The organism is Thioclava sp. F36-6 (assembly GCF_002020305.1).
In the GTDB taxonomy this organism is placed as follows: domain Bacteria; phylum Pseudomonadota; class Alphaproteobacteria; order Rhodobacterales; family Rhodobacteraceae; genus Thioclava; species Thioclava sediminum.
The window spans coordinates 149,752-174,986 of record NZ_MPZX01000003.1 but is presented as its reverse complement, the minus strand read 5'-3'; the positions used below and the strand labels follow the sequence as shown (position 1 = coordinate 174,986).

General features: G+C 65.3%; 20 protein-coding genes. 9 read left to right on the top strand and 11 right to left on the bottom strand.

Annotated elements, in window-relative coordinates:
- The first annotated feature begins 29 nt into the window (after positions 1-29).
- From BMI88_RS15050 to BMI88_RS15030, 5 genes are all read left to right on the top strand, one after another.
- A complete protein-coding gene (locus BMI88_RS15050; protein WP_078550075.1) occupies positions 30-869 on the top strand; it encodes a helix-turn-helix domain-containing protein in 840 nt (279 codons plus the stop codon).
- Positions 870-879: 10 nt separating this feature from the next.
- Positions 880-1,878: an ArsJ-associated glyceraldehyde-3-phosphate dehydrogenase gene (locus BMI88_RS15045; protein ID WP_078550073.1), complete on the top strand. Its 999-nt coding sequence runs from the start codon at positions 880-882 to the stop codon at positions 1,876-1,878.
- Positions 1,875-3,152 carry an organoarsenical effux MFS transporter ArsJ gene (gene arsJ / locus BMI88_RS15040; RefSeq protein ID WP_078550071.1) on the top strand — a complete coding sequence of 426 codons (1,278 nt, stop codon included), beginning with the start codon at positions 1,875-1,877 and terminating at the stop codon, positions 3,150-3,152. Before BMI88_RS15045 ends, arsJ begins: the two co-directional genes overlap by 4 nt.
- 89 nt (positions 3,153-3,241) lie before the next feature.
- Positions 3,242-4,918 (top strand): AMP-binding protein, encoded by a 1,677-nt coding sequence (locus BMI88_RS15035; protein WP_246831899.1) that lies wholly within the window; start codon positions 3,242-3,244, stop codon positions 4,916-4,918.
- On the top strand, positions 4,915-5,682 hold the full coding sequence (locus tag BMI88_RS15030) for a crotonase/enoyl-CoA hydratase family protein (RefSeq protein ID WP_078550067.1): 768 nt from the start codon (positions 4,915-4,917) through the stop codon (positions 5,680-5,682). Before BMI88_RS15035 ends, BMI88_RS15030 begins: the two co-directional genes overlap by 4 nt.
- Before the next feature lie 254 nt (positions 5,683-5,936).
- Here the strand turns inward: BMI88_RS15030 and BMI88_RS15025 are convergent, their stop codons facing one another.
- The 8 genes from BMI88_RS15025 to BMI88_RS14990 all read right to left on the bottom strand — a co-directional run bounded on the left by BMI88_RS15025 (position 5,937) and on the right by BMI88_RS14990 (position 18,222).
- The gene (locus BMI88_RS15025) at positions 5,937-6,779 is read right to left on the bottom strand and encodes a dipeptide ABC transporter ATP-binding protein (RefSeq protein ID WP_078540628.1); all 843 of its coding nucleotides are present in this window, start codon (positions 6,777-6,779) and stop codon (positions 5,937-5,939) included.
- On the bottom strand, positions 6,776-7,609 hold the full coding sequence (locus tag BMI88_RS15020) for an ABC transporter ATP-binding protein (protein ID WP_078520872.1): 834 nt from the start codon (positions 7,607-7,609) through the stop codon (positions 6,776-6,778). Before BMI88_RS15020 ends, BMI88_RS15025 begins: the two co-directional genes overlap by 4 nt.
- A gap of 4 nt (positions 7,610-7,613) precedes the next feature.
- The gene (locus tag BMI88_RS15015; RefSeq protein ID WP_078520873.1) at positions 7,614-8,513 is read right to left on the bottom strand and encodes an ABC transporter permease subunit; all 900 of its coding nucleotides are present in this window, start codon (positions 8,511-8,513) and stop codon (positions 7,614-7,616) included.
- Between the two features lie 5 nt (positions 8,514-8,518).
- Positions 8,519-9,526, bottom strand: a complete 1,008-nt coding sequence (locus BMI88_RS15010) for an ABC transporter permease subunit (RefSeq protein ID WP_078520874.1) — start codon at positions 9,524-9,526, stop codon at positions 8,519-8,521.
- 160 nt (positions 9,527-9,686) lie between these two features.
- Entirely contained in the window at positions 9,687-11,285 is a 1,599-nt protein-coding gene (locus BMI88_RS15005; protein WP_078540627.1) for an ABC transporter substrate-binding protein, read from the bottom strand.
- A 222-nt stretch (positions 11,286-11,507) separates the two neighbouring features.
- Entirely contained in the window at positions 11,508-12,386 is an 879-nt protein-coding gene (locus tag BMI88_RS15000; protein WP_078550065.1) for a transglutaminase family protein, read from the bottom strand.
- A gap of 4 nt (positions 12,387-12,390) precedes the next feature.
- Positions 12,391-14,826, bottom strand: coding sequence for a circularly permuted type 2 ATP-grasp protein (locus BMI88_RS14995; protein ID WP_078550063.1), 2,436 nt, complete (start codon positions 14,824-14,826; stop codon positions 12,391-12,393).
- A gap of 21 nt (positions 14,827-14,847) precedes the next feature.
- Complete coding sequence (locus BMI88_RS14990; protein WP_078550061.1) at positions 14,848-18,222, bottom strand: transglutaminase family protein; 3,375 nt, start codon at positions 18,220-18,222, stop codon at positions 14,848-14,850.
- Between the two features lie 231 nt (positions 18,223-18,453).
- Here BMI88_RS14990 and BMI88_RS14985 point away from each other — a divergent pair, with 231 nt between their 5' ends.
- Positions 18,454-19,455 (top strand): Fe(3+) ABC transporter substrate-binding protein, encoded by a 1,002-nt coding sequence (locus tag BMI88_RS14985; RefSeq protein WP_246831898.1) that lies wholly within the window; start codon positions 18,454-18,456, stop codon positions 19,453-19,455.
- A gap of 87 nt (positions 19,456-19,542) precedes the next feature.
- Here the strand turns inward: BMI88_RS14985 and BMI88_RS14980 are convergent, their stop codons facing one another.
- Positions 19,543-20,316, bottom strand: coding sequence for a hypothetical protein (locus BMI88_RS14980; RefSeq protein WP_078540622.1), 774 nt, complete (start codon positions 20,314-20,316; stop codon positions 19,543-19,545).
- 195 nt (positions 20,317-20,511) lie between these two features.
- Here BMI88_RS14980 and BMI88_RS14975 point away from each other — a divergent pair, with 195 nt between their 5' ends.
- Complete coding sequence (locus BMI88_RS14975; RefSeq protein ID WP_078550057.1) at positions 20,512-21,447, top strand: nucleoside hydrolase; 936 nt, start codon at positions 20,512-20,514, stop codon at positions 21,445-21,447.
- Positions 21,448-21,607: 160 nt separating this feature from the next.
- Here BMI88_RS14975 and BMI88_RS14970 read toward each other — a convergent pair whose 3' ends face one another.
- Both BMI88_RS14970 and BMI88_RS14965 read right to left on the bottom strand, forming a co-directional pair.
- Positions 21,608-22,213, bottom strand: coding sequence for a peptidylprolyl isomerase (locus BMI88_RS14970; RefSeq protein WP_078550055.1), 606 nt, complete (start codon positions 22,211-22,213; stop codon positions 21,608-21,610).
- Positions 22,206-22,712 (bottom strand): peptidylprolyl isomerase, encoded by a 507-nt coding sequence (locus BMI88_RS14965; RefSeq protein ID WP_078520883.1) that lies wholly within the window; start codon positions 22,710-22,712, stop codon positions 22,206-22,208. The genes BMI88_RS14970 and BMI88_RS14965 overlap by 8 nt, the downstream gene beginning before the upstream one ends.
- Positions 22,713-22,893: 181 nt before the next feature.
- Here BMI88_RS14965 and BMI88_RS14960 point away from each other — a divergent pair, with 181 nt between their 5' ends.
- Positions 22,894-24,090: a phosphoglycerate kinase gene (locus BMI88_RS14960; RefSeq protein WP_078540618.1), complete on the top strand. Its 1,197-nt coding sequence runs from the start codon at positions 22,894-22,896 to the stop codon at positions 24,088-24,090.
- Positions 24,091-24,313: 223 nt separating this feature from the next.
- Complete coding sequence (locus BMI88_RS14955) at positions 24,314-25,207, top strand: fructose bisphosphate aldolase (protein WP_078550053.1); 894 nt, start codon at positions 24,314-24,316, stop codon at positions 25,205-25,207.
- Positions 25,208-25,235 lie beyond the last annotated feature (28 nt).

The following is a 25,235-nucleotide window of genomic DNA, read 5'->3' as shown; positions in this document are numbered from 1 at the left end:
GACTCTCTTATTTCGTAAAACCTCGAAATATGGATCAGATGACACCTCAGCGGCTCACCGTGCTGGGCCATGCGCAACGCCTTGCGATCTTCCGGCTCCTGATGCGCCGGTATCCCGACCGGCTGCCCGCCGGCGAGATCGGCGCGGCGCTGGAGCTGAAACCCTCGACGCTCTCGGCCTATCTGGCCGCGCTGAGCGAAGTCGGGCTGATCGGTCAGACGCGGGCGGGCACCTCGCTGCGCTACGGGATCGAGATGGAGACCGTGCGCAGCCTCTTCGACGCGCTGCTGATCGACTGCTGTCAGGGCCGCCCCGATATCTGCTCCCCTCTCGCGCAACCCGATCCAAGTGGAGACCCTGCGATGACGCGATCTGCGGCGGGCCGGAAATTCAACGTGCTTTTCATCTGCACCGGCAACTCGGCGCGCTCCATCCTTGCCGAGACGATCCTGCGGGCGCGGGCCGGTGACCGCTTCAACGCCTATTCCGCCGGAACCAAGCCCTATTCCGAGCTGAACCCTTTCGCGATGCAGGTGCTGCGCGACAAGGGCCATGATGTCACCCCCCTGCGGGCCAAGACCATTGCGGAGTTTCAGGGCGAGGACGCGCCCCCGCTCGATTTCGTCTTCACCGTCTGCGATCTCGCCGCGAACGAGGAATGCCCGCCCTGGCCCGGCCAGCCGATCAGCGGCCATTGGGGGATGGCGGACCCGGTGAAGGCCACCGGCACCGAGGTCGAGCGCGCGCTCGCCTTCCAGCAGGCCTATGGAGCGCTCCTCCGCCGGGTAGAGGCCTTCGCCGCCCTGCCGCTCACAACGCTCGACCGCATCGCGCTGCAATCCGCTGTCGATGACATCGGCCGCAACTGAAGGACTGACCATGACCACCTACGCCCTCAATGGCCTCGGCCGCATCGGGAAACTCGCCCTGAAGCCGCTTCTGGAGTGCGGCGCGAAGATCGCATGGATCAACGACGCGGTGGGCGATGCGGCGATGCAGGCGCATCTGCTGGAATTCGACTCCGTTCATGGCCGCTGGGACGCGGAGTTCTCGAGCGACGAGAGCAGCGTCACCATCGACGGCACCCGCCTGCCCTTCATCGGCACGCGCAACATCGAAGACCTGCCGCTCGACGGGGTCGACGTGGTGATCGACTGCACTGGCGTCTTCAAATCCGAAGCCGCGCTCGCCCCCTATTTCGCCGCTGGCGTGAAGAAGGTCGTTGTCTCGGCCCCGGTGAAAGACGGCCCGACCGCGAATATCGTCTATGGCGTGAACAATGACGCCTACGATCCGGCTGCGCATAGCATCGTGACAGCGGCGAGCTGCACCACGAACTGCCTCGCCCCGGTGGTAAAGGTCATCCACGAAAATCTGCGGATCAAACACGGCGCGATCACCACGATCCATGACGTGACCAACACCCAGACCATCGTGGACCGCCCCGCAAAAGACCTGCGCCGGGCGCGTTCGGCGCTCAATTCGCTGATCCCGACCACGACCGGCTCGGCCACCGCGATCACGCTGATCTATCCCGAACTGAAGGGGCGGCTGAACGGCCATGCCGTGCGCGTGCCGCTGCTCAACGCATCGCTCACCGATTGCGTCTTCGAGGTGGAGCGCGAAACGACCGCCGAAGAGGTCAACGCGCTGTTCAAATCCGCCGCGGAGGGCGATCTGACCGGTATTCTCGGCTACGAGACGCGCCCGCTCGTGTCCTCGGATTACACCAACGATATCCGCTCTTCGATCATCGACGCGCCTTCGACGATGGTGGTGAACGGCACGCAGGTGAAGGTCTATGCGTGGTATGACAACGAGATGGGCTATGCCTACCGACTGGCCGATGTCGCGCTGATGGTGGGGGCGTCGCTGTGACCGACAACCCCGCCAGCCGCCCCGAAGGCTTCTCCGCCTATATCGCGGTGACGGCGGCCTATTGGGCCTTCATGCTCACCGATGGCGCGCTCAGGATGCTGGTGCTGCTGCATTTCCACACGCTGGGCTTCTCGCCGGTGCAGCTGGCCTACCTGTTCATCCTCTACGAAGTCGCGGGAATGGTGACAAACCTCTCGGCGGGCTGGATCGCGGCGCGGTTCGGGCTGGTCTCGACGCTTTATGCGGGGCTGTCGCTGCAGGTCGTGGCGCTGATCGCGCTGGCGCAGCTGAACCCGTCCTGGGCGATCGGGGCCTCGGTCGCCTATGTGATGGTGGTTCAGGGCCTCAGCGGGGTCGCGAAGGACCTTGCCAAGATGTCCTCGAAATCGGCGGTGAAGCTGCTGGCACCCACCGGCAAGGGCGGGCTGTTCAAATGGGTCGCGGTGCTGACCGGATCGAAGAACGCGGTGAAGGGCGTGGGCTTCCTGCTCGGCGCGGTGCTGCTGGCCGCGCTCGGTTTCGATTACGCGGTGGTCGCGATGGCGGTGGTGCTGGCGCTGATCCTCGCCGCGATCGTCGTGGCGATGCCGCCGGGCCTGCCGCGCGGGCGCAAAGGCGCGAAATTCTCGGAAGTCTTCTCGAAATCGGCCAATGTGAACTGGCTCTCCGCGGCGCGGGTCTTCCTGTTCGGCGCGCGCGACGTCTGGTTCGTCGTCGGTATCCCGATCTATTTCTACGCGGTCCTTTCGGACGGCACACACGCGGGCGACCGCGCGGCCTTCTTCCTCGTGGGCACGTTCATGGCGCTTTGGATCATTCTTTACGGCGCGGTGCAGGCCACCGCCCCGCACATCCTGAAAGCCCAATCCCGCCCCGAAAGCGACCTGATCGGCGCCGCGCGGCACTGGGCGCTGGCGCTGCTCGCCGTGCCTGCCCTTCTCAGCGCCGCCGTGCTGATCGACCCGACGCCGTCGCTGTGGCTCAGCACCGTGTTGGTCGTGGGCCTGCTGGCCTTCGGCGCGATCTTCGCGGTGAATTCCTCGCTCCACTCCTATCTCATCCTCGCCTTCACGCAGGCCGAGCGGGTGACGATGGATGTGGGCTTCTACTATATGGCCAATGCGGGCGGGCGGCTGATCGGCACCCTGCTGTCGGGACTGAGCTACCAGATGGGCGGGCTGCCCGCCGTGATGATCACCGCGACGGTGATGGTGGGTTTGAGCGCGCTGGCGGCGGGGCGGCTTGCGCCCGAGACACCCCTCACGAGCCCGTGAGCGGAGATGGACATTCCCGGCTCTGCGCGCTTTGGTAACGCGCGGAGGAGAGCGGCCCCCGCGCCGCTCGCAAAATGGGAGGAGAGCCGGTGCTGTCACGCGGCAAGGATTACGCGGCCACGCGGGCTGCGTTTCGATGGGACATACCCGAACGCTACAATATCGGCGTCGACACCTGCGACAAATGGGCCGCGCGCGAGCCTGACCGCATCGCGCTGATCGAGGTCGAAGAGGATGGTTACGGCGCGGTGCGCGAGACCAGTTTCGGCGCGTTGCGCGAGGCGTCCAACCGCTTCGCCAATGTACTGGCGGCTATGGGCGTGGGCGGCGATGGGCGTGAGACCGGCGACCGGGTGGCGATCCTGCTGCCGCAACGCCGCGAGACCGCCATCGCCCATATCGCGGCCTTCAAGGCGGGCTGCGTCTCGCTGCCGCTGTTTACCTTGTTCGGCCCCGAGGCGCTGCTCCACCGGCTGCGCGACAGCGGCGCGCGGGTGCTTGTGACGGACCCGGCGAGCTACGAGGTGATCGCGGCGATCCGCTCCGAATTGCCCGATCTGCAGACCGTTTTCGTCACCGATGGCGGCGGGACCGGCACGGAAGGCGTGGCAGATTTCAACGCGGCCCTTTCCGAGGCCTCGCCCGACTTCACCCCCGTCGATACCAGCGCCGAGACCCCCGGCGTGCTGATCTACACCTCGGGCACCACGGGCAATCCGAAGGGTGCGCTGCATGCCCACCGGGTGCTGCTGGGCCACCTGCCCGGCGTCGAGATGAGCCATGATTTTCTGCCGCAGGCGGGCGACCGCATCTGGACACCCGCCGATTGGGCATGGATCGGCGGGCTCTTGGATGTGCTGCTTCCGGCGCTGCATCACGGCGTGCCGGTCGTGGCCTGCCGTTTCCGCAAGTTCTCGGCGCAGGCGGCCGCCGATCTGATCCGGCGGCTGAGCGTGCGCAATGCCTTCCTGCCGCCCACCGCGCTGAAGATGATGAAGGCCGATCCCGAGAGCCTGACGTGGAGCCTCGATATGCGCTCGGTCGCCTCGGGGGGTGAACCGCTCGGCGCGCAGCTCCTCGACTGGGGGCGCAAGGCGCTTGGCGTCACGATCAACGAATTCTACGGCCAGACCGAATGCAACATGGTCGTGTCGTCCGCCGCGAGCCTTGATGCGCCCGAACCCGGCGCGATGGGCTGGCCGGTGCCGGGCCATGAGGTCGCGATCGTCGACAGCCAGACAGGCCAGGTTCTGCCCGACGGCACCGAAGGCGCGATTGCGGTGCGCGCGCCCGACCCGGTGATGTTTCTGGGCTATTTCAACCAGCCCGACGCGACCGAGGCGAAATTCGTGACCGGCCTCGACGGGCGCTGGCTGCTGACCGGCGACCGGGGCATCACCGGCGACGGCGGGCGGCTGCGCTTCAAGGGGCGCGACGACGACATCATCTCGACCGGCGGCTACCGCGTCGGCCCCGCCGAGATCGAGGATTGCCTGATCTCGCATCCGGCGGTGCAGATGGCGGGCGTCGTGGGCCAGCCAGATCCGCTGCGCGGCGAGATCGTCGCGGCTTTCGTCACGCTGTGTCCCGGCCACACCGATACCGAGGCGCTGCGCGAAGACCTTGCCGCCCATGTCCGCGCGCGGCTTGCGAAATACGAATATCCCCGCGCGATCTACGTGATCGACGACATGCCCGTGACCACCACCGGCAAGATCATCCGCAACGCGCTACGCGCCCGCCTACCCAAGGAGCCCGCCCTATGAGCCCCGTCCTGTTCGAGACCCGCGGCAATATCGCGATCATCACCCTCAACCGCCCCGAGCGGCGCAACGCGATCAATGCCGAGGCTGGCCACGCTCTGGCAGAGGCGGTGGCCCGTCTGGAAGCGGATGACGCGCTGCAGATCGGCATCCTGCGCGGCGAAGGCGCGGTGTTCTGCGCAGGGATGGACCTCGCCGCTTTCACCGAAGGTAAGGTCGAGGAGTTACTATTTGCTGAAGGCGGTTTCGGAGGCCTGACGGAATCCCACCGCAGCAAGCCGATCATCGCCGCGTGCCATGGCGCCGCGCTCGCAGGCGGGTTCGAACTCGCCTTGGGCTGCGACATGATCGTCGCCGAAGACGGCTGCCGCTTCGGCCTGCCAGAGGTGCTGCGCGGGCTGGTGGCGGGCGCGGGCGGCGCGCTGCGGCTGGCGAGCTTGATCCCCCCGGCCCGGGCGCGCGAATTGCTGCTGACCGGGCGGCTGTTCGACACCGCCGAGGCGTGGGATCTGGGCCTGATCGCCCGGCGCGCCGAGGCCGGGCAAGCGTTTGACGCGGCGCTGGCGCTGGCCGAGGAGGTCGCGAAGAACGCGCCCTTGGCCCTGCGCGAGACCCTGCGCCTGTCGCGCGAGATCGAGCGCCGCGCGGTCGACCCGCTTTGGGAGGAGAACGCGCGGACCTTGAAAGCCGTGATGGCGAGCGAGGACGCCGCCGAGGGCGCGCGGGCTTTCCTGGAGAAACGCGCGCCGGAGTGGTCGGGGAGATAAGGGACGCGCCCGAACCTCGGGCGGGCGCGTTGATGCGCTTGTGGCTTGGCGGTTTATCTCTCAAGCCCGCATGTCGGTGATGCTCGCGATGACATCGCCAATGCGCCCTCCCGGCGGGAGGCTCGGGCGCGGCCCGGGCTGGTCGCCCGGGCCAAGGTATGGGCTGCAACCTCCGCACAAAACGAAAAGGCCCGAGGCGCATCGCCTCGGGCCCATTTCCTAACTCCAAGCGGCTCTAAGGCGCCGCCCTGCCCTCAGCTCTCCGCAGCCAAGAACGCCTTCCGGCGCTCGACCCGCTCGCGGATCTTCTCGACATCGGCGATCGGCGTCGCGGCCAGCAGGGTCTTGGTATATTCGTGCTGCGGATTGGCGAAGATCTGATCGCGCGAGGCGTATTCCACCACCTCGCCCGCATTCATCACCATCACATCATCCGCGAAATAACGCACGACCGAGAGGTCGTGGCTCACGAAGATATAGGACAGGTCGAACTCGTCCTGCAGGTCTTTGAGCAGGTTCAGCACCTGCGCCTGCACCGACAGATCGAGCGCCGAGACCGGCTCGTCCAGCACGAGGATCTGCGGGTTCAGCATCAGCGCGCGGGCAATCGCGATCCGCTGGCGCTGACCGCCCGAGAACATGTGCGGGTAGCGGTTGTAGTGCTGCCGCTCGAGGCCAACCTTCTCCAGCATCTCCTCGGCGCGCTTGCGGCGCTCCTTGGCGGGGATGTCGGTGTTGATGATCAGCGGCTCGGTCAGAACCTCGCCCACCTTCTGACGCGGGTTGAGCGACGAATAAGGGTTCTGGAAGACGATCTGAACCTTGGCGCGCAGCGCGGAGGTCACCTTGGTTTCCTTGATGTCGATCTTCTCACCCTGAATATACAGATCGCCCGAATTGGCCGGGTCGATCAGCGTCAGGATGCGCGCCAGCGTGGACTTGCCACAGCCGGATTCGCCGACGATGGCCAGCGTCTTGCCCTGCTCGAGCGAGAAGGAGATGCCATGCAGCGCCCGGATCGTCTTCGCCCCGCGCAGGAACCCGCCCGAGACGATGTAGTCGCGCGTGATGTCGCGCCCTTCGAGGATCACACTCATTGCACGCCCTCCCAGCCATCGGCGACGGTCAGCAGACGATCCCCGGTCGCGTTTTCCGGCAGCGCGGCCAGAAGCGCGCGCGTATAGGGATGCTGCGGGTTCTCGAAGAGTGAGAGCACGTCCGCCTCCTCCAGTTTGCGGCCCTTGAACTGGACCGAGACGCGGTCGGCGGTCTCGGCCACGACGCCCATGTCATGGGTGATCATGATCAGCCCCATGCCGTATTCCTCCTGCAGGCTCATCAGCAGATCGAGGATCTGCTTCTGGATCGTCACGTCGAGCGCGGTGGTCGGCTCGTCGGCGATCAGCAGGCGCGGCTTGCAGGCGATGGCCATCGCGATCATCACGCGCTGACACTGCCCGCCCGAGAGTTGGTGCGGGTAGCTGTTCAGCCGCCGCTCGGGATCGGGGATGCCCACCTGCTCGAACAGCTCCAGCGCGCGTTTGCGGGCATGCTTGCCCTTCAGTCCGAGGTGACGCGTCAGCACTTCCTCGACCTGATAACCGCAGGTGAAGGAGGGGTTGAGCGAGGAGATCGGCTCCTGAAAGATCATCGAGATTTCTTTCCCGATGATCTGGCGACGTTCGCGGCCCGACATTTTCAGCATGTCGCGCCCGTCATAGGTGATCTCGTCGGCGGTGATCGTCGCGGTGGGCGGCAAAAGCCCCATCACCGCGAGCATCGAGACCGATTTGCCCGAGCCGGATTCGCCCACGATGGCGAGCACTTCGCGGCCCGAGACTTCGACATCGATCCCGTCCACGGCGCGGAACGCGCCCTGAGCGGTGTCGAATTCGACGGTGAGATTGCGGATTTTCAGCAAGGACATTGGCTTAGCTCCGCTTCAGTTTCGGATCGAGCGCGTCGCGAAGGCCGTCGCCCATCAGGTTGATCGCCAGCACGGTCACGAGGATCGCGAGACCCGGGAAGGTTACGACCCACCACGCGCGCAGGATGAACTCGCGCGCTTCCGACAGCATCGTGCCCCATTCCGGGGTCGGCGGCTGCGCGCCCATGCCGAGGAAGCCAAGCGCCGCCACGTCGAGGATCGCGTTCGAGAAGCTCAGCGTGCCCTGCACGATCAGCGGCGCGAGGCAGTTCGGCAGCACCGTGCGGAACATGAGGCGCATATGGCCCGCGCCCGCGACCTGTGCGGCCATGACGTAATCGCGGTTTTTCTCCGACAGCACGGCCGCGCGGGTCAGGCGCGCGAAATGCGGCTGATAGACGATGGCGATGGCGATCATCGCGTTGATCAGCCCCGGGCCGAGCACTGCCACGAAGACGAGTGCCAAGAGCAGCGACGGGAAGGCGAGGATGATATCCATCACCCGCATGATCACGGTATCGACCCAGCCGCCGAACCAACCGGCGAGCAGGCCGAGGATCACCCCCACGGAGAGCGCGAGCAGCACGACCATCACGCCGATGAACAGCGAGAAGCGCGCGCCGAACAGCAGGCGCGAGAGGATATCGCGCCCGACCGCATCGGTGCCCATCAGGAAGGTGCCGTTGGCATCATGCGTCAGCGGCGTCGCCAGAAGCGCGTCGCGGAACTGCGTGTCGGGATCGAAGGGCGAGATCAGCGGTGCCGCAATCGCGGCCAGCGCGATCAGGGCGAACACCACCAGACCGATCACGGCCCCTCGGTTTTCTTTGAAATAGAACCAGAACTCGGCGAATTGCGCGCGGCGCGTGCCGGCCGGAATATCGGTTTCGGTCACTTCGGACATGTCACTCACCTATGCCGGATACGCGGGTTAATCAGACCGTAGAGCAGGTCCACGATCAGGTTCACGAACATCACGATCAGCGCGATCATCAACAGACCGCCCTGCACGGAGGGGTAGTCGCGCCGCGAGATCGAATCGACCATCCATTTGCCGATGCCCGGCCAGGAGAAGATCGTCTCGGTCAGGATTGCGCCCGCCATCAGCATGCCGACCTGCAGGCCGATCGTGGTGATCACCGGGATCATCGCATTGCGCAGCGCGTGGACGCCCACGACGCGGCGCGGCGGCATCCCCTTGGCGCGCGCGGTGCGCACGTAATCCTCGCCCAGCACTTCGAGCATCGCCGAACGGGTCTGGCGCGCGATCACCGCGAGTGGGATTGTGGCGAGCACGACCGCAGGCAGGATCAGGTGGCTCAGCGCCGAGGTCAGCGCGCCGGATTGCCCCGACATCAGCGCGTCCCAGATCATGAAGCCCGTGCCGTTGGGGAAGTAATACATCAGCGAGATGCGTCCCGAGACCGGCGTCCATTGCAGGATGCCCGAGAACAGGATGATCAACAGCAGGCCCCACCAGAAGATCGGCATCGAATAGCCCACCAGCGCCGTGCCCATCGTCGCCTGATCGAACCACGAGCCGCGCTTGATCGCGGCCAGCACGCCGATCGGCACGCCGATCACGACGGCGAGGAACATCGCGCAGACGCCCAGCTCCAGCGTGGCCGGGAACAGCGCGAAGAACTCGCCCAGCACCGGCTTGTGGGTCACGAGGCTGTCGCCGAGATTGCCATGGGCGAGTTGCCAGATGAAATCGAGATATTGCTGCCAGAGCGGGCGGTCGAAGCCGAGCTGATGCGCCAGCTCGGCATGGCGTTCGGGGCTAAGCCCGCGCTCGCCTGCCATCAGCAGCACCGGGTCCCCGGGCAGCACCCGAACGAACCCGAAGGCCACGATCGTGATGCCGATCAGCGTGGGGATCAGCCAGAGGATCTTGCCGATTATGAAACGTAACATGTCACCGGTCCTGTTTGCGGTTCTCTTCGGAACCTGTGGGGAGCCCTTGCCCGCCGCACCCAGTTGCGCCAGCGGTCATCGGTCTCCGATGTTTGGCCCCTAAAAGTATTGCGAGGCGCCCGGTCTCCCGGACGCCCCAATCACGCGGGTATTCTCAGGATCACTCCGAGATGTCCACCCCGTAGAAGTCGTGACCGCCCAGCGGGCTCATCACGTAGCCGCTGACTTTGGTCGACATCGGCATGAACACGGTCGAGTGGGCGATGGTGTCCCACGGCGCCTGCTCTTTGAAGACTTCCTGAGCCTGCTCATAGAGCTTCGTGCGCTCGGCCTGATCGCTCGATTGACGCGCCTTGGTGATCAGATCGTCGAATTTCTGATCGCACCAGAAGGCACGGTTCGCACCGCTTTCAGCCGCCGAGCAGCCCAGAAGAACCGCGAGGAAGTTATCCGGGTCGCCGTTGTCGCCGGTCCAGCCGAGGATCACCGCACCGTCACGGGTCGGATCTTTCGACTTCTTCAGATACTCGCCCCATTCGTAGGAGACGATGTTCGCGGTGACGCCGACCTTGGCGAGATCCGATTGCATCAGTTCCGCGGTGCGGCGTGCGTTCGGCATGTAGGGCCGCTGCACGGGCATCGCCCAGATGTTCATCTCGAGATCTTTGACGCCAGCCTCGTCGAGCATTTTCTTAGCCTGCTCAGGATCGTAGGCGTCGTCCTTGATGTCCTTGTTATAGGACCACATGGTCGGCGGGATCGGGTTCTTGGCAACCTGGCCAGCGCCCTGGAAGACCGCGTCGATGATCGCGTCCTTGTTGATCGCCATGTTCAGCGCCTTGCGGACTTCCGGCTTGTCGAACGGCGCCTGCGTGGTGTTGTAGGCGAGGTAAGCCACGTTCAGACCGGGCTGCTCGTCGACCTTGATGTTCGAGTCGTCCTTGAGCGCCTGAATGTCGGCCGGCGACGGGTACGGCATGATCTGGCATTCGCCCGCCTGCAGCTTCTGCATGCGCACCGCCGGATCGGGGGTGATCGCGAAGATCAGATCGTCGACCGGGGTCTTGCCCTTGAAGTAGTCCGGGTTCGCTTTGTAGCGGATCACGGCGTCCTTCTGGTAAGCCACGAAGGAGAACGGACCGGTGCCGACCGGCACGTTGTTGATGTCAGCCTTGCGGTCTTCGCCGGCGAGCTTGTCGGCATATTCCTTCGACATGATCGACGCGAAGTCCATCGCGAGGTCGGCAAGGAACGGCGCGTTCGGCTCGGACAGGGTGAACTTCACCGTGTAATCGTCGACTTTCTCGATCGATTTGATGATCGTCGGCATGTCCATGCCGGCATAGTATTCATAGGAAACGCCCGGCGCGTAAGCGTAATAGGGGTTGTCCTTGTTGCCCTGACGGTCGAACGAGAAAATCACGTCATCGGCGTTGAAATCACGGCTCGGGGTGAAGCCCTCGACCGAGTGGAATTTCACGCCCTTGCGCAGGTTGAACGTGTAGGTCAGGCCGTCGTCGGACACGTCCCAGCTTTCTGCGAGGCCCGGTTCGATCTCGGTCGTGCCCGGCTTGAATTCGACCAGCTGGTCGTAGACCGGGTGCGACGAGGCGTCGAACGTCGTGCCCGAGGTGTAGGGCGCGGGATCAAAGCCTTCCGGCGAGGCTTCCGAGCAATAAACGAGCGTCTTGGCGCCGGCTCCGCCTGCGGTCATCATCACCGCGGCAGCCCCCGCCAAAAGCATCGAGCGAATGGTCATGGTCTGTCCTTCCTGTTGGTTGGTCTTTTCGTGAGTGCTGCCGCCCCCTCCGGTCGCACAGCCGCGACATCGTGGGACGGTTCAAACACAAACTGGTGAGGAGTAAATCGTGCTTTGATCACGTGGTCAATGAATGCCGCGACGTCGCGGGTCACGAGCCAGTGAAGCTTTCGTGCGAATCCTTCGGCGCGCCGCACGATGGCGCGCCGGGGTTGCGCAGGCTCAATCGAGCGGGATCACATCCACCGCCTGCGCGCTTTGCTGACCGCCCGCGCCGCGCATCGCCCCGCGCAAAGGCGGCACGTCGTCATAATCGCGCCCGTAGCCGACGGTGATGTAATCCTCGCCCGCATATTGATTGTTGGTCGGGTCGAACTCGACCCAGCCCGTCTCGGCGCCCGCCCAGGCGCGTACCCAGGCATGCATCGCATCCGCGCCTTCCAGACGGGGTTGGCCGGGCGGCGGATAGGTGCGCAGAAAGCCCGAGACATAGCCCGCCGGGATCCCCACCCCGCGCAGGCAGGAGATCATGATATGGCTGAAATCCTGACAGACCCCGTGGCGGTTCGCGAAGGCCTCGGCTGCGGGGGTGTTCACATCGGTCGCGCCCGCATCGAAGCGCATCTCACGATGCAACGCGCGGCCCACCGCCTCGATCGCGCCGCGCGCTGTCTGGCCCGGCTGCAACTGTGCCTGAGCGAACTCCGTCATCTCTTTCGTCGGTGCCGCGCGCCGCGAGGCCGCGAGAAAATGATGCGGCGCGTTGGGCGCGAGGCTGCGGAACTGGGTGATCTCCTGCGCCAGCTCTTCGCGCGGCGAGGACAGGTCCAGTCCCGGCTCCGCGAGCCCCCGGTCAATCTTGGCGGTGAGGGTCACGCCGATCTCGGCGATCGGCGCGTGCCAGACCGCCGAGGTCATCGTATTGCCGAAGAAATCGCGCGAGTCGTGGCGCTCATCGGGCGGCGGATCGAAGCTGAGCAGTCGCGACGTGACCGTTTGCATCCCCGCAATGTCCGAAGGCAGCACCCGCAGCAGCGTCCGCGCATGATCGGAGGGCGCGTTATACCGGTAGCTCAGCTTTAACTTCACCTCGTAACGCATTCGCTTACCTCAGATATTTCTGCGACACGAGATCGGAGAGCCGGAACAGGTCCGACCGGATCTGCTGCAACATCTGGGGCGTGACCTCCTCGGGTTCGATCACCGAGAGCTGGGTGCGCAACGGCATCAGCGCGCGCAGCAGATCGCCCGGACGCCCGGCCACCTCGGCCTCGGGAAGCTCATCAAGAAGCCCCTTCAACCGATTGAGATGAAACAGAATTGCGCGCGGGTTGGCAGCGTCGAGCACCAGCAGGTCCAGCACCGTCTCCAGATTGGTGCGCACCCGGTAGCGGCGCTGGTGGGTGATGACGCTGTCGGCCACCTCCACCGCCAGATCGAGCGCACCTTCCGGCGCATCCTCGGCAGTGAAACGGATCAGCAGCGCGGCAATCCCGTCGGCGCGCTCCAGCGCCCGACCGATCGACAGGAAGCGCCAGCCCTCGAAGCGATACATGTTCTCATGCACGAGACCGGAGAAGCCGGTGATCTTGCGCAAAAGCACCCCCATCGCGCGCGCCGTGTCGTCGCCGGGGCGCGCTGTGCTCACCATCCCGCGGGCGGTCTTCGACAGGTCCTTCAGCGCGAGCCACCCATCGGTCGAGAAGCGGTCACGCACTTTCGACGCACAGGCCTGCGCCGCATCGAGCCGCTGCAAAAGTGCATCCGGCACGGGTTGCGAGATATCGAACCCATGCGCGCCGAGGAACTCCGCCAGACGGGCCAACCGCTCGTCTTCCGGACTGCCTGTCGCGGCGAGGCGCAGGTGATAGGCGCGGATCACCCGGATCGAGTCTTCGCAGCGCTCGATATAGCGGCCGAGCCAGTAGAGGTTGTCGGCGGCGCGCGCAGGCAGCGTGCCGGGGATCTTGCGGCGGAAAGTGCCAGTCTGGCGCGGTGCCATGCTCGCCGAGGGCACCGGCTTGTCGGAGACGATCCAGACATCGGCGACGGCCCCGCCCTGCTGCATCGACAGCGCGGTCGCGTCGCCCTCCGGCCCGATCCGGGCATAGCCGCCCTTCATGAACTGCCAGCCCTGCGGCGTGCGCGCGGCAAACACCCGCACCGTCATCGGACAGGGCCGGACCGAGCCGCCCCCCTGCCCGTCGTCATGCCATGCGGGCGTCGTGGACAGCGTCACCGCCTCCTGGCCCACCAGATGCCGACCCTCGGCCTCCAGCCAATCCGCGATCGGCGCCTCCGCGCCCGAGCGGAACTGCCCGCCCAGCGCGGTCGCGGCATCCAGATCGAAGGGCAGGTTCACCGCCATCGCAGGGCCGATCATCATGTTCTCGGCATTGGCGCGTACATGGGCGCGCTCGGATGCGCCGCCGCACCACCATGTCGCGATATTGGGCATCGCGAGCGGCTGTCCGGTCAGCACTCGCGAAATCTTGGGTAGGAAGGCCATCAGCGCGCGGGTCTCCAGCACGCCCGCGCCCAGCGCGTTGACCATTGCGAGATTGCCCTCGCGCACCGCCTCCATTAGCCCCGGCGTGCCGATCTGGGTGTCGGGGTCCATCTCCAGCGGATCGACGAAACCCGCATCCATCCGCCGCCAGAGCGCGCCCAAGGGTTGCGGCCCCTCGATCGTGCGCACCATCGCCTCGCCATTCTGCACCAGCAGATCCTCGCCTTCGAGAAGCGACAGGCCGAGGTAGCGCGCGATATAGGTATGCTCATAGTAGCTGTCATTGGCCGGGCCCGGCGTCAGGATCGCGGCGCGGCGCATATCTCCCTCGCCCCGCCCCGCAAGCGTCTCCAGCGCGGCGCGGAAATCGCCAAAGAAGGTGGCGAGCTTATGGATATGATCGCGCGGGAAGCTCTCGGGGAAGATGCGCCCCGTGGCCATCCGGTTCTCCAGCGCAAAACCCGCCCCCGAGGGCGCCTGTGTGCGATCCCCCAGCACGAACCACGACCCGTCCGGTGAGCGCCCGATCTCGAAGGCGAGGAAATGCAGGTAATTCCCCCCCTTGGGCTCCACCCCCACCATGGGGCGCATCCAATGCGCGTTGCCTGCGATCAGCTCGGGCGGCAGGTGCCCGTTCGAGACGAGATTTCCCGGCCCGTAGAGGTCGGCCATCACCGCCTCCAGCAGATCGGCGCGCTGTGCCAGCCCCTCGCAGATACCCGACCACTCGCTTTCATGCAGGACGACGGGAATATGGCTCAGCGGCCATTCGCGTTCGGCCAGAACGTCATTGGAATATTGCCGGTAATAGACGCCCGCGTCCCTCAGGTACTGATTGGCGCGCTCGAAGCGCTGCGGGATTTCCCCGGGTTCGAGCTGCAGGAACTTCTCCACGAAGGGCCGCCAGACGCGCCGCATCGCACCGGAGCGTTCGAACAGCTCGTCGGCCACGCCCGGCACGGGCGCATAGCCCGCCAGAAGCGGGTGCTGTTCGAGCGGGCTCGCAGCGTCGGACGTGTTGGGGCTTTGCATCGGGTCTCCGTTAGGCTCGGATCAACTCAGCCCGACAGGACGTCGCAGGTCAAGCGTCAGGGGAAACTCCGGGTGGGGGGTCTCCGGTTCCGGGCGATAGGCCCCCGGCGTGTGACCGTGCCCCTCGAAGCGTGCCAATCGGCGGGCTTCCGCCTCGTTGCCGTTCACCGGGAAGGTATCGTAGTTGCGTCCCCCCGGGTGAGCGACGTGATAGACACAGCCCCCGATCGCCCTGCCCGTCCAGTCGTCATAGATGTCGAAGGTCAGCGGCGCATTGACCGGCAGCGTCGGATGCAGCGCCTCTGCGGGTTGCCACGCCTTGAAGCGTACCCCGGCGACCGAGACACCGCTTTCCTGCGTGCGCGCCAACGGCACGGGACGACGGTTGCACATCACCTTGTAGCGGTCCTGATGGAGCGAGGTCATCTTCACCTGCAAACGCTCGACCGAGCTGTCGGTATAGCGCACCGTGCCGCCAATGGCGCCGGTCTCTCCCAGCACATGCCACGGCTCGAGCGCCTGACGGATCTCGAGATGCACGCCTTCGGCCTCGATCTGACCGCAGAAGGGGAAGCGGAACTCCGATTGCGCCTCGAACCATTGCGGATCGAGATCGAAGCCGTGGCGACGCAGGTCGGCGAGAAGATCGGTGAAATCCTCCCAGAGGTAATGCGGCAGCATGAAGCGGTCATGCAGCACCGTCCCCCAGCGCACCGAACGCCCCTCTACCGGCGCATTCCAGCACCGCGCGATGATGGCGCGCAGCAGGAGTTGTTGCGCGAGCGACATGCGCGGGTCCGGCGGCATCTCGAAGCCGCGGAACTCGACGAGGCCGAGGCGACCGGTGGGCCCATCGGGCGAATACATCTTGTCGATGCAGATTTCGGCCCGGTGGGTGTTGCCCGTCACATCGGTCAGCATGTTGCGCAGAAGCCGGTCCACCAGCCACGGCGGCGGCACATTGCCTGCCTCGGGCGGATGGATCTGGCTCAGTGCGATTTCCAACTCGTAGAGCGTATCGTGGCGCGCCTCGTCAATCCGGGGCGCCTGCGAGGTCGGGCCGATGAAGAGGCCCGAGAACAGGTAGGACAGCGACGGATGCCGCTGCCAGATCAGGATCAGCGACTTCAGCAGATCGGGGCGACGCAGGAAGGGGCTGTCGAGGAGCGTCTCCCCGCCGACCACGACATGGTTGCCGCCCCCCGTACCGGTATGGCGCCCGTCGATCATGAACTTGTCGGCGCCCAGCCGTGACTGGCGGGCCTCTTCATAGATCGCCTCGGTGGTACCGACGCAATCCTCCCAGCTATGGGCGGGATGGATATTCACCTCGATCACGCCGGGATCGGGCGCGACCCGGATCACGTTGAGGCGCGGATCATGCGGCGGAGCGTAGCCTTCGATATGGATCGGCAGCCCCATCGCCTTGGCGCTTTCCTCGGCGGCGGCGATCAGCTCTAGGTAATCCTCCAGATCCTCGGTCGGCGGCATGAAGACGCAGAGCCGCCCATCGCGCGGTTCGACCGAGATCGCGGTGCGCACGACGCCGTCGATGGTATCGAGATCCTGCTCGACGATCCGCTGCCCCGGCTCGGCCGATTGCGCCTCGGAGACGGGTTGGCTGTGTTCCTCCGTGGGCTTGTCGACCAGCCCCTTCTCGGCAGCCTTTTCCATCTCGGCATGGAAGTCGGGCAAATCGCCTTTGGGCAGCGAGGTGTCGGTGACGTAGTGATAGGGATATTGCGCGGGCGGCACATAGGGCAACGCACCCAGCGGCAGGCGGAACCCGGCAGGACTGTCCCCGGGGATCAGGAACAGCTTGCCGCGCCGGGTCTTCCACTTCTCCGAGCGCCAGCGATGGCCGGGCTGCGCCTTGGCCTGCCAGCGTTGCACCGGCAGGATATAGCCCGTCGGCGTCTCCAGCCCGCGATTGAAGACCCGCGCGAAACGCGCGCGATCCTCGGGGTTCTTCAGCTTGCTGTCTTCGGGCGTGACATTGGCGGGGAGATTTCCCTCTTTCAGCATCCATTCGGCCGGGTCTTCATAGGCGGGCTGGGCGTGCTCGGGCTCGATGCCCAAATGCTCGGCGATGCCGCGCATCAAGGTACCGGCCTCCTCCGGCCCCGCGCCGGTCTTGTCGCCCTCCTTGGCGATCAGATCCTCGTCGCGCCAGATCGGCTTGCCGTCGCGCCGCCAATAGAGCGAGAAGGTCCAGCGCGGCAGGCTCTCACCCGGATACCATTTGCCCTGCCCGTAATGCAGAAAACCGCCCGGCGCGAAGCGATCCCGCAGCCGCCGGATCAGCTCATCGGCCAGCGCGCGCTTTTGCGGGCCGACGGCGGCGGTGTTCCACTCGTCGCTCTCGAAGTCGTCGATGGAGACGAAGGTCGGTTCGCCCCCCATCGTCAGGCGCACATCGCCCGCCTTCAGGCTCTCATCCACCTTGCGCCCCAGCGCATTGAGCCGGTCCCATGCCTCGTCGGAAAACGGCTTGGTGATGCGCGGATGTTCGGCCACGCGGTCCACCGTCATGTCGAAGGCGAAACTCACCTCCGGGCTGCCGACCGAGGAGAAGCCCCCCGAGATCGGGGCGGCATTGCGGAAATGAGGTGTGGCCGCCAGCGGGATATGGCTCTCGCCGGTCAGCAGGCCCGAGGTCGGGTCCAGACCGATCCAGCCCGCGCCGGGGATGAACACCTCGCACCACGCATGCAGGTCGGTGAAGTCGTGATCGGTGCCAGATGGCCCGTCGAGCGCCTCAAGATCGGGTTTCAGCTGGATCAGGTAGCCCGACACGAACCGCGCCGCGAACCCCAGATGGCGCAGCACCTGCACCAGCAGCCACGAGCTGTCCCGGCACGACCCCGACCCGATCTCCAAGGTTTCCTCGGGCGTCTGTACGCCGGGGTCCATGCGGATCGTGTAATCCACCACCTTCGAGATATGCGCATTCAGCGCGACGAGGAAATTGACCGTGCCTTTGATCGTGTAGTCGATCTCGCCGATGAACTGCGCCAGACGCGGGCCTTCCGGCTCGGGGGTGCGGTAGATCGACAGGTCGTCACGCAGCTCCTCGGGATAGTCGAAGGGCCATTCCTCGGCGAACTCCTCGGTGAAGAAGTCGAACGGGTTGTAGACGGTCATGTCCGCCGTCAGGTCCACCTCGATCTTCAGCTCGGTCACCGGCTCGGGGAAGACGAAGCGCGCGAGCCAGTTGCCATAGGGGTCCTGCTGGTGATTCACGAAATGCCCGCCGGGCGAGACCCTCAGCGAATGTGAGATCACCCGGGTGCGCGAATGCGGCGCAGGCCGCAGGCGAATGATCTGCGGGCCGAGCGTCACCGGGCGGTCATAGGTGTAATGGGTCAGGTGATAAATGCTGGCATGGATCGCCATAAGTCTCGCTCCTGCAATAGGTCTTCGCGATTTCACGATGACGGAGGCGGCGCTCCGGTAAAAGCCGCAATTTCAAAAAATGCGCCCTGCCCCTGCCCATTGGTCAATCGAACGCCCAAAAAGCGGGCAGGCAGGCAGCGGCAAAATATTTCCGATCAATTCACTCAGGCATTGACGCGTTCGTGAGCGACCGCTACCTCTTCGCTCACGAAAACGCGAATGGAGACTTCAATGACCCGGACCCTCGCCCTCGCCCTGATGGGCACGGCCCTCGCCACGCCGACGCTTGCGGATGTGAACATCTACTCCCACCGTCAGCCCGAACTGATCCAGCCCGTGCTCGACGCCTTCACCGAAGAGACCGGGATCGCGGTGAACATCGCCTATGTCGAGAAAGGCATGGTCGAGCGCCTGAAAGCCGAAGGCGACCGCTCCCCCGCCGATCTGGTGCTGACCGTCGACATCGCGCGGCTGAGCGAAGTGGTGAATGCGGACGTGACGCAGGCGGTCGAGGACCCGGCGCTGCAAGACGCGATCCCGGCCGAATTCCGCGACCCGCAGAACCACTGGTTCGGCCTGACCTCGCGCGCCCGCATCGTCTATGCCTCGAAAGAGCGCGTGGCCGATGGCGAAGTGACGACCTATGAAGACCTCGCCTCCGATAAATGGAAGGGCCGCATCTGCACCCGCTCCTTCACCTCGGATTACAACGTCGCGCTGACCTCGGCCTATCTCGCCCATCACGGCGAAGAGGCGACCAAGGAATGGCTCGAAGGGCTGAAGGCGAACCTCGCCAAGACCCCCGAAGGTAACGACCGCAGCCAGGTGAAGTCGATCTGGGCAGGCGAATGCGACATCTCGCTGGGCAACACCTATTACATGGGTCAGATGCTCGCCGATCCCGAGCAGGCGCAATGGGCCAATTCCGTGCGCATCACCTTCCCGGTTTTCGAGGAAGGCGGCACCCATATGAACGTCTCGGGCATGGCGATGACCAAATCCGCGCCGAACCGCGAGGACGCGCTCAAGCTGATGGAATTCCTCGTCTCGGATGAGGCGCAGGAAATCTACGCCCAGACCAACCACGAATTCCCGATCAAGCCGGGCGTTGCGCGCTCCGAACTGGTGCAAAGCTGGGGCGAATTCACGCCGGACACGCTGGACCTCGCGAAACTGGCCGAGCTGCGTCCGACCGCGCTGAAGCTGATCGACGAGGTCGATCTCGACGGCTGATCGCGCTCCCGCATCAAAAACACAGAAAGCGGCGTCCAGCGGGCGCCGCTTTTCTCATTGTCCGGAATTGGAGCGCAACCGCAGCGGTTACTGGGCCGCGATCTGCAGCGCCTCGTCGGGGCCGATGCGCACGCCGTCGATAGCGGCCATCTGTTCCAGATCCTGCTCGTAGCGACGCTGCAGCGAGGCCCGGTCGAGCGGATCGAACTCGGCGATCGGCGTGCCTTGCGGCTGCTGGTGATGGAACCGCGCCAGACGGCGTTTCTGTTTCGGCCCGATCACGACGCCCGAATGGTGCAGGCGCTGCATCATCGCGATCACCGTATCGGCATGGGCGGTCTCAGCATCGGGCGCGGGATCGAGCGAGGCGCCCGGCACCAGCGCGGCCATCGCCTCGCCGATCTTCGAGCCATGCGGCAACACGATGATTTCGCGCGGGTTGAGACCGGCTTTCAGATCGCGCACCACGTTCACCCAGCGGCGCGGACGCGCCATCAGGCGCGGCGTCAACTCTGCGAAGGGCTTGAGCGGACGGCGCGCGGCGAGATCACGCCAGAGCGCCGGGTAATAGTCTTCATAGCTCGGTGCGTAGAGCACCACGCGCCCGACCGAACCGCTCAGAGCCTCGCGGAACCGCTCGGCCCGTTCCTGAGCCCGGGCGAAGAGGTGATAGAGCCCCGCCGCCGCATCGCCGATCAATTGCGAATCGAGATGGACACGCCCGCCAGCAGCAGCCCCGATCACCGCCGGACCATAGCCTGCGCGGGCCAATGCGTCCTGCCCACAGCCAAGCGTGCGTGCCATCTGGCCACTCATTCCACCCGAAGCGGGCGCTGCGATGAAGATGTGATGCTGGTTCATGTCTGGGTGTCCTTCCCTGCAGATAGTGGTCTAGAGACCGAATGTGGCCAAATGTGGCCGCCCGCAGGAAAGCTTCGCGGCGAACACACGCATAGGTAATGTCGATTTGGTGTGCCCGAGGGTCACCCCTCCCCATATCTGGACATCGCCGCGACACCACGCCAAGGTCGCGCCGGACCCGCGAAGGAGGCGAAAATGGCGCGCAAGATCATCATCGATACCGATCCCGGACAGGATGACGCGGTGGCGATCCTGCTGGCGCTGGCCAGCCCCGACCTCGAAGTTCTGGGCATCACCTGCGTCGCCGGAAACGTCCCGCTGCCGCTGACGTCCAAGAACGCGCGCGTGGTCTGCGAACTGGCCGGGCGGACGGATGTGCCGGTCTATGCGGGCTGCGACCGGCCGCTCGCGCGAGACCTGGTCACGGCGGAATATGTCCACGGCAAGACCGGGCTCGACGGGATCGAACTGCCCGAGCCTCAGATGCCGCTGCAGGACCAACACGCGGTCGACTTCCTGATCGAGACGCTGCGCGCCCATCCCGCCGGCAGCATCACGCTCTGCCCGCTGGGCCCGCTCACTAATATCGCGACCGCCTTGCGCCGCGCCCCCGACATCGCCGAGAAGGTCGCCGAGATCGTGCTAATGGGCGGCGCCTATTTCGAAGTGGGCAACACCACGCCCGCCGCCGAATTCAATATCCATGTCGATCCGCAAGCCGCCGAGATCGTGTTCAAATCGGGCGTGCCGCTCGTGGTGATGCCGCTCGACGTGACGCATAAGGCGCTCACCACCCGCGCCCGCGTCGAGGCGTTCCGCAATCTCGGCACCCGCGTCGGCCACGCGGTCGCCAGCTGGACCGATTTCTTCGAGCGCTTCGACATGGCAAAATACGGCTCCGAGGGCGCGCCGCTGCACGACCCCTGCGTGATCGCCTATCTGCTCAAGCCCGACCTGTTCACCGGACGGCATATCAATGTCGAGATCGAGACCACGTCCGAGCTGACCATGGGCATGACCGTCGCCGACTGGTGGCGCGTGACCGACCGTGCGCCGAATGCGATGTTCATGGGCGATCTGGATGCGGACGGGTTCTACACGCTGCTGACCGAGCGGATCGCGCGGCTGTAACGCGCAGGGGGCTCTGCCCCCCGTCGCCGTAGGGCGACAAACTTAAGGGAGAGGGGGCGCTGCCCCCGCTTCGCTGACGCGAAGCCCCCCGGGATATTTGGGCCAAGCCGAAAGCGGCAGCCTGCGCAAGAGAAAGGGGGCCGAAGCCCCCTTGCCCGGTTTACTTGTCTTCCACCGTCGCCTTGACGATGTAATCGGGGTCATCGACCACGCCGTTGCGCGCCTCGTCGCCCTTCTTGATCTTGTCGACCACATCCATGCCGCTCACGACATGGCCCACGACGGTATATTGCCCGTCGAGATGGGGTGCGGGGGCGAACATGATGAAGAACTGCGAATTGGCCGAGTTCGGATCGGCGGAGCGGGCCATGCCCACGATGCCGCGCTGGAAGGAGATGTTCGAGAATTCCGCCGGAAGGTCGGGCAGATCGGAGCCGCCCATACCGGCCATCGACGTATCTCCGCCCTTCTTGCCGAATTGCACATCGCCCGTCTGGGCCATGAAGCCGTCGATCACGCGGTGGAAGACGACATCGTCGTATTTGCCTTCCTTGGCGAGCGTCATCAGCCGTTCGGCGGATTTCGGGGCCTTGTCGGTGAGCAGGTCGATCACGACCTTGCCCTCGGTCTGACCGCCGATCTGCAGGACGAGCTTCGGCCCGCCGGTATCGGCCACGCCCGAGCTGTCTTGCGCGAAGGCAGCGGGCGCTGCGACGACGAGGCTTGCGGCGGCGGCGAGAACGGTGCGGCGCAGGATATTACGCATCGGCGGCCACCTTCACCGAGATCATCCGGTCGGGGTTCTGCGGCGGCTCGCCGCGCGCGATCTTGTCGACATTGTCCATCCCTTCGATCACGCGGCCGTAGACCGTGTATTGACCGTTGAGGAAATGGTTGTCCTTGAAGTTGATGAAGAACTGCGAATTGGCCGAGTTCGGGTTCTGCGAGCGCGCCGCCCCGAGCGTCCCGCGATCATGCGGCAGCTTCGAGAATTCCGCCGGAAGGTCGGGATATTGCGAGCCGCCCGTGCCCGCGCGGCCCGGATTGTAGTCCTTTTCCATATTCGCGTTCGCGACATCGCCGGTCTGGGCCATGAAGCCCTCGATCACGCGGTGGAAGGCCACGTTGTCATAGGCGCCGTCGCGGGCGAGTTGCTTCATGCGCTCGGCATGTTTCGGGGCGACGTCGCTGAGAAGCTCGATCACGACCGGCCCGTCCTTGAGCTCGATGATGATCGTGTTCTCTGGATCCTTGATATCGGCCATTGGGTCCTCCGTTGAAAATTTGGGCCGACCATAGGAGCGAGGCCCTTGCGCGGCAAGGACAAAGCGCCGCAGTTCGGTCAGCCGTGTTGACGCGACCCATCGCCGCAGGCATGAAGAACGCAAGCTGCGGGAGCGGGCCACATTCACGATGGTCCCCTGCGCCGATAGGGAGAGTGATTTCATGGCTTGGAAAACCCTCGACGAGGTCGATCTGGACGGCAAGGTCGTGCTGGTGCGCGTGGATATCAACGTGCCCGTGGAGAACGGAAAAGTGACCGATGCCACGCGCATCGAGAAGATCGTGCCAACCGTGCAGGACATCATGTCGAAGGGCGGCAAGCCGGTGCTGCTGGCGCATTTCGGTCGCCCCAAGGGTCAGGTCGTGCCCGAGATGAGCCTCGAGCCGCTGGTGCCCGCGCTGGAGAAGGCCTTCGGCTTCCCGGTGAAATTCGCCAAGGACTGCGTCGGCGGCCCCGCGAAGGAAGCCGTGGGCGCGCTGCAGAAAGGCGAAGTCCTGCTGCTGGAGAATACCCGTTTCCACGCAGGCGAAGAGAAGAACGATCCGATGCTGGCCGCCGAGATGGGCGCGCTCGGCGAGGTCTACGTCAACGACGCCTTCTCGGCGGCGCACCGCGCGCACGCTTCGACCGAAGGCATCGCGAAAATCCTGCCCGCAGCCGCCGGTCGCCTGATGGAAGCCGAGCTGAAGGCGCTCGAGGCGGCCCTCGGTGACCCCGAGCGCCCCGTGACGGCGGTCGTGGGCGGCGCGAAGGTCTCGACCAAGCTCGACCTGCTGGGCAATCTGGTGGCCAAGGTCGATCACCTGATCATCGGCGGCGGCATGGCGAACACTTTCCTTGTGGCGCAGGGCATCGATGTCGGCAAATCGCTGGCCGAGCGCGACATGGCGGGCACGGCGAAAGAGATCATGGAGAAGGCCAAGGATGCGGGCTGCAAGATCCACCTGCCCGTCGACGTGGTCGTGGCGCGCGAGTTCAAGGCGGGCGCCGAGAACGAGACCGTGGCCAATGACGCCTGCCCGGCGGATGCGATGATCCTCGACGCCGGTCCGAAATCGGTCGAGGAGATCACGAAGGTCTTCGAGAACTCGCGCACGCTGATCTGGAACGGCCCGCTCGGCGCGTTCGAGATTGCGCCCTTCGATGCGGCGACCAATGCGGCGGCGGCGAAAGCAGCCGAACTGACCCGCGACGAGAAGCTGATCTCGGTCGCAGGCGGTGGCGATACGGTCGCGGCGCTCAACAAGGCCGATGCGGCGAAGGATTTCTCCTATATCTCGACCGCGGGCGGCGCCTTCCTCGAGTGGATGGAAGGCAAGGTCCTGCCGGGCGTCGCGGCACTCGACCAGCAAAGCTGAGCTTCGCGCCCTGTGACAGGGCGCAGAGACGGATCGGGCCGGGGCTGCGAGAGCGCCCCGGCCCTTTTCATTTGCGCGTCTTTTCGCGGCGCAGGACGGCGCGCGGCGGCGAGGTCACGCCAAAATTCACGCCATTTCGCGATGTTAGCGTCACCAGCGTTGCATCGCCTCGGCGCGGAAACTATCCCTTCAGACGACCCAATATCCCGCAGGAGGAATTCCCATGTCCAACGCCAAGCAGACCGAACAGATGCGCGAGGGCAACGGCTTCATTGCAGCCCTCGACCAATCGGGCGGCTCCACCCCCAAGGCGCTGCGGCTCTACGGGATCGAGGAAGACGCCTATAACGGCGAAGAGGAAATGTTCGACCTGATCCACCAGATGCGTGCGCGGATCATCAAATCCCCCGCCTTCACCGGCGAGAAAGTTGTCGGCGCGATCCTGTTCGAGCAGACGATGGATCGCGAGATCGACGGCACGCCCACTGCCACCTATCTTTGGGAAAAGCGCGGCGTCGTGCCCTTCCTGAAAATCGACAAGGGGTTGGAGGCCGAAGAGAACGGCGTGCAGCTAATGAAGCCGATCCCGAACCTCGACGATCTGCTGTCGCGCGCGGTCAAGGCGGGCATCTTCGGCACCAAGGAGCGTTCGGTGATCTCGGCGGCCAATGTCGGCGGCATCAAGGCGATCGTCGATCAGCAGTTCGAGCTGGGCATGCAGGTGCTGAGCCACGGGCTCGTGCCGATCCTCGAGCCGGAAGTGACGATCTCGATTGCTGACAAGGACGAGGCCGAGCAGATGCTGCTGGCCGAGATCCTCAGCCATCTCGATACGGTGCCCGAGGGCAAGCAGGTGATGCTGAAGCTTTCGCTGCCGACCGAACCGAACCGTTACAAGCCGCTGGTCGATCACCCGAAGGTGCTGAAGGTCGTGGCGCTCTCGGGCGGCTACTCGCGCGACGAGGCGAATGAGAAGCTGGCCAAGAACACCGGCATGATCGCGTCGTTCTCGCGTGCGCTGACGGAGGGCCTCTCGGCCCAGCAGTCGGACGAGGCGTTCAACGCGATGCTGGAGGAGGCGATCACCTCGATCCACGCAGCCTCGGTGGCGGGGTAAGATCGGTTAACCGATCAGGGGGCTCTGC

Coding starts and splice junctions, on each gene's coding strand:
- BMI88_RS15015 (WP_078520873.1), bottom strand. CDS start 8,513: ATGTCCGAAGTGACCGAAACCGATATTCCGGCCGGCACGCGCCGCGCG.
- BMI88_RS14955 (WP_078550053.1), top strand. CDS start 24,314: ATGTCCAACGCCAAGCAGACCGAACAGATGCGCGAGGGCAACGGCTTC.
- BMI88_RS15045 (WP_078550073.1), top strand. CDS start 880: ATGACCACCTACGCCCTCAATGGCCTCGGCCGCATCGGGAAACTCGCC.
- BMI88_RS15030 (WP_078550067.1), top strand. CDS start 4,915: ATGAGCCCCGTCCTGTTCGAGACCCGCGGCAATATCGCGATCATCACC.
- BMI88_RS14960 (WP_078540618.1), top strand. CDS start 22,894: ATGGCTTGGAAAACCCTCGACGAGGTCGATCTGGACGGCAAGGTCGTG.
- BMI88_RS14975 (WP_078550057.1), top strand. CDS start 20,512: ATGGCGCGCAAGATCATCATCGATACCGATCCCGGACAGGATGACGCG.
- BMI88_RS14995 (WP_078550063.1), bottom strand. CDS start 14,826: ATGCAAAGCCCCAACACGTCCGACGCTGCGAGCCCGCTCGAACAGCAC.
- BMI88_RS15050 (WP_078550075.1), top strand. CDS start 30: ATGGATCAGATGACACCTCAGCGGCTCACCGTGCTGGGCCATGCGCAA.
- BMI88_RS15025 (WP_078540628.1), bottom strand. CDS start 6,779: ATGAGTGTGATCCTCGAAGGGCGCGACATCACGCGCGACTACATCGTC.
- BMI88_RS14980 (WP_078540622.1), bottom strand. CDS start 20,316: ATGAACCAGCATCACATCTTCATCGCAGCGCCCGCTTCGGGTGGAATG.
- BMI88_RS15010 (WP_078520874.1), bottom strand. CDS start 9,526: ATGTTACGTTTCATAATCGGCAAGATCCTCTGGCTGATCCCCACGCTG.
- BMI88_RS14990 (WP_078550061.1), bottom strand. CDS start 18,222: ATGGCGATCCATGCCAGCATTTATCACCTGACCCATTACACCTATGAC.
- BMI88_RS15005 (WP_078540627.1), bottom strand. CDS start 11,285: ATGACCATTCGCTCGATGCTTTTGGCGGGGGCTGCCGCGGTGATGATG.
- BMI88_RS15000 (WP_078550065.1), bottom strand. CDS start 12,386: ATGCGTTACGAGGTGAAGTTAAAGCTGAGCTACCGGTATAACGCGCCC.
- BMI88_RS14985 (WP_246831898.1), top strand. CDS start 18,454: ATGACCCGGACCCTCGCCCTCGCCCTGATGGGCACGGCCCTCGCCACG.
- BMI88_RS14965 (WP_078520883.1), bottom strand. CDS start 22,712: ATGGCCGATATCAAGGATCCAGAGAACACGATCATCATCGAGCTCAAG.
- BMI88_RS15020 (WP_078520872.1), bottom strand. CDS start 7,609: ATGTCCTTGCTGAAAATCCGCAATCTCACCGTCGAATTCGACACCGCT.
- BMI88_RS14970 (WP_078550055.1), bottom strand. CDS start 22,213: ATGCGTAATATCCTGCGCCGCACCGTTCTCGCCGCCGCCGCAAGCCTC.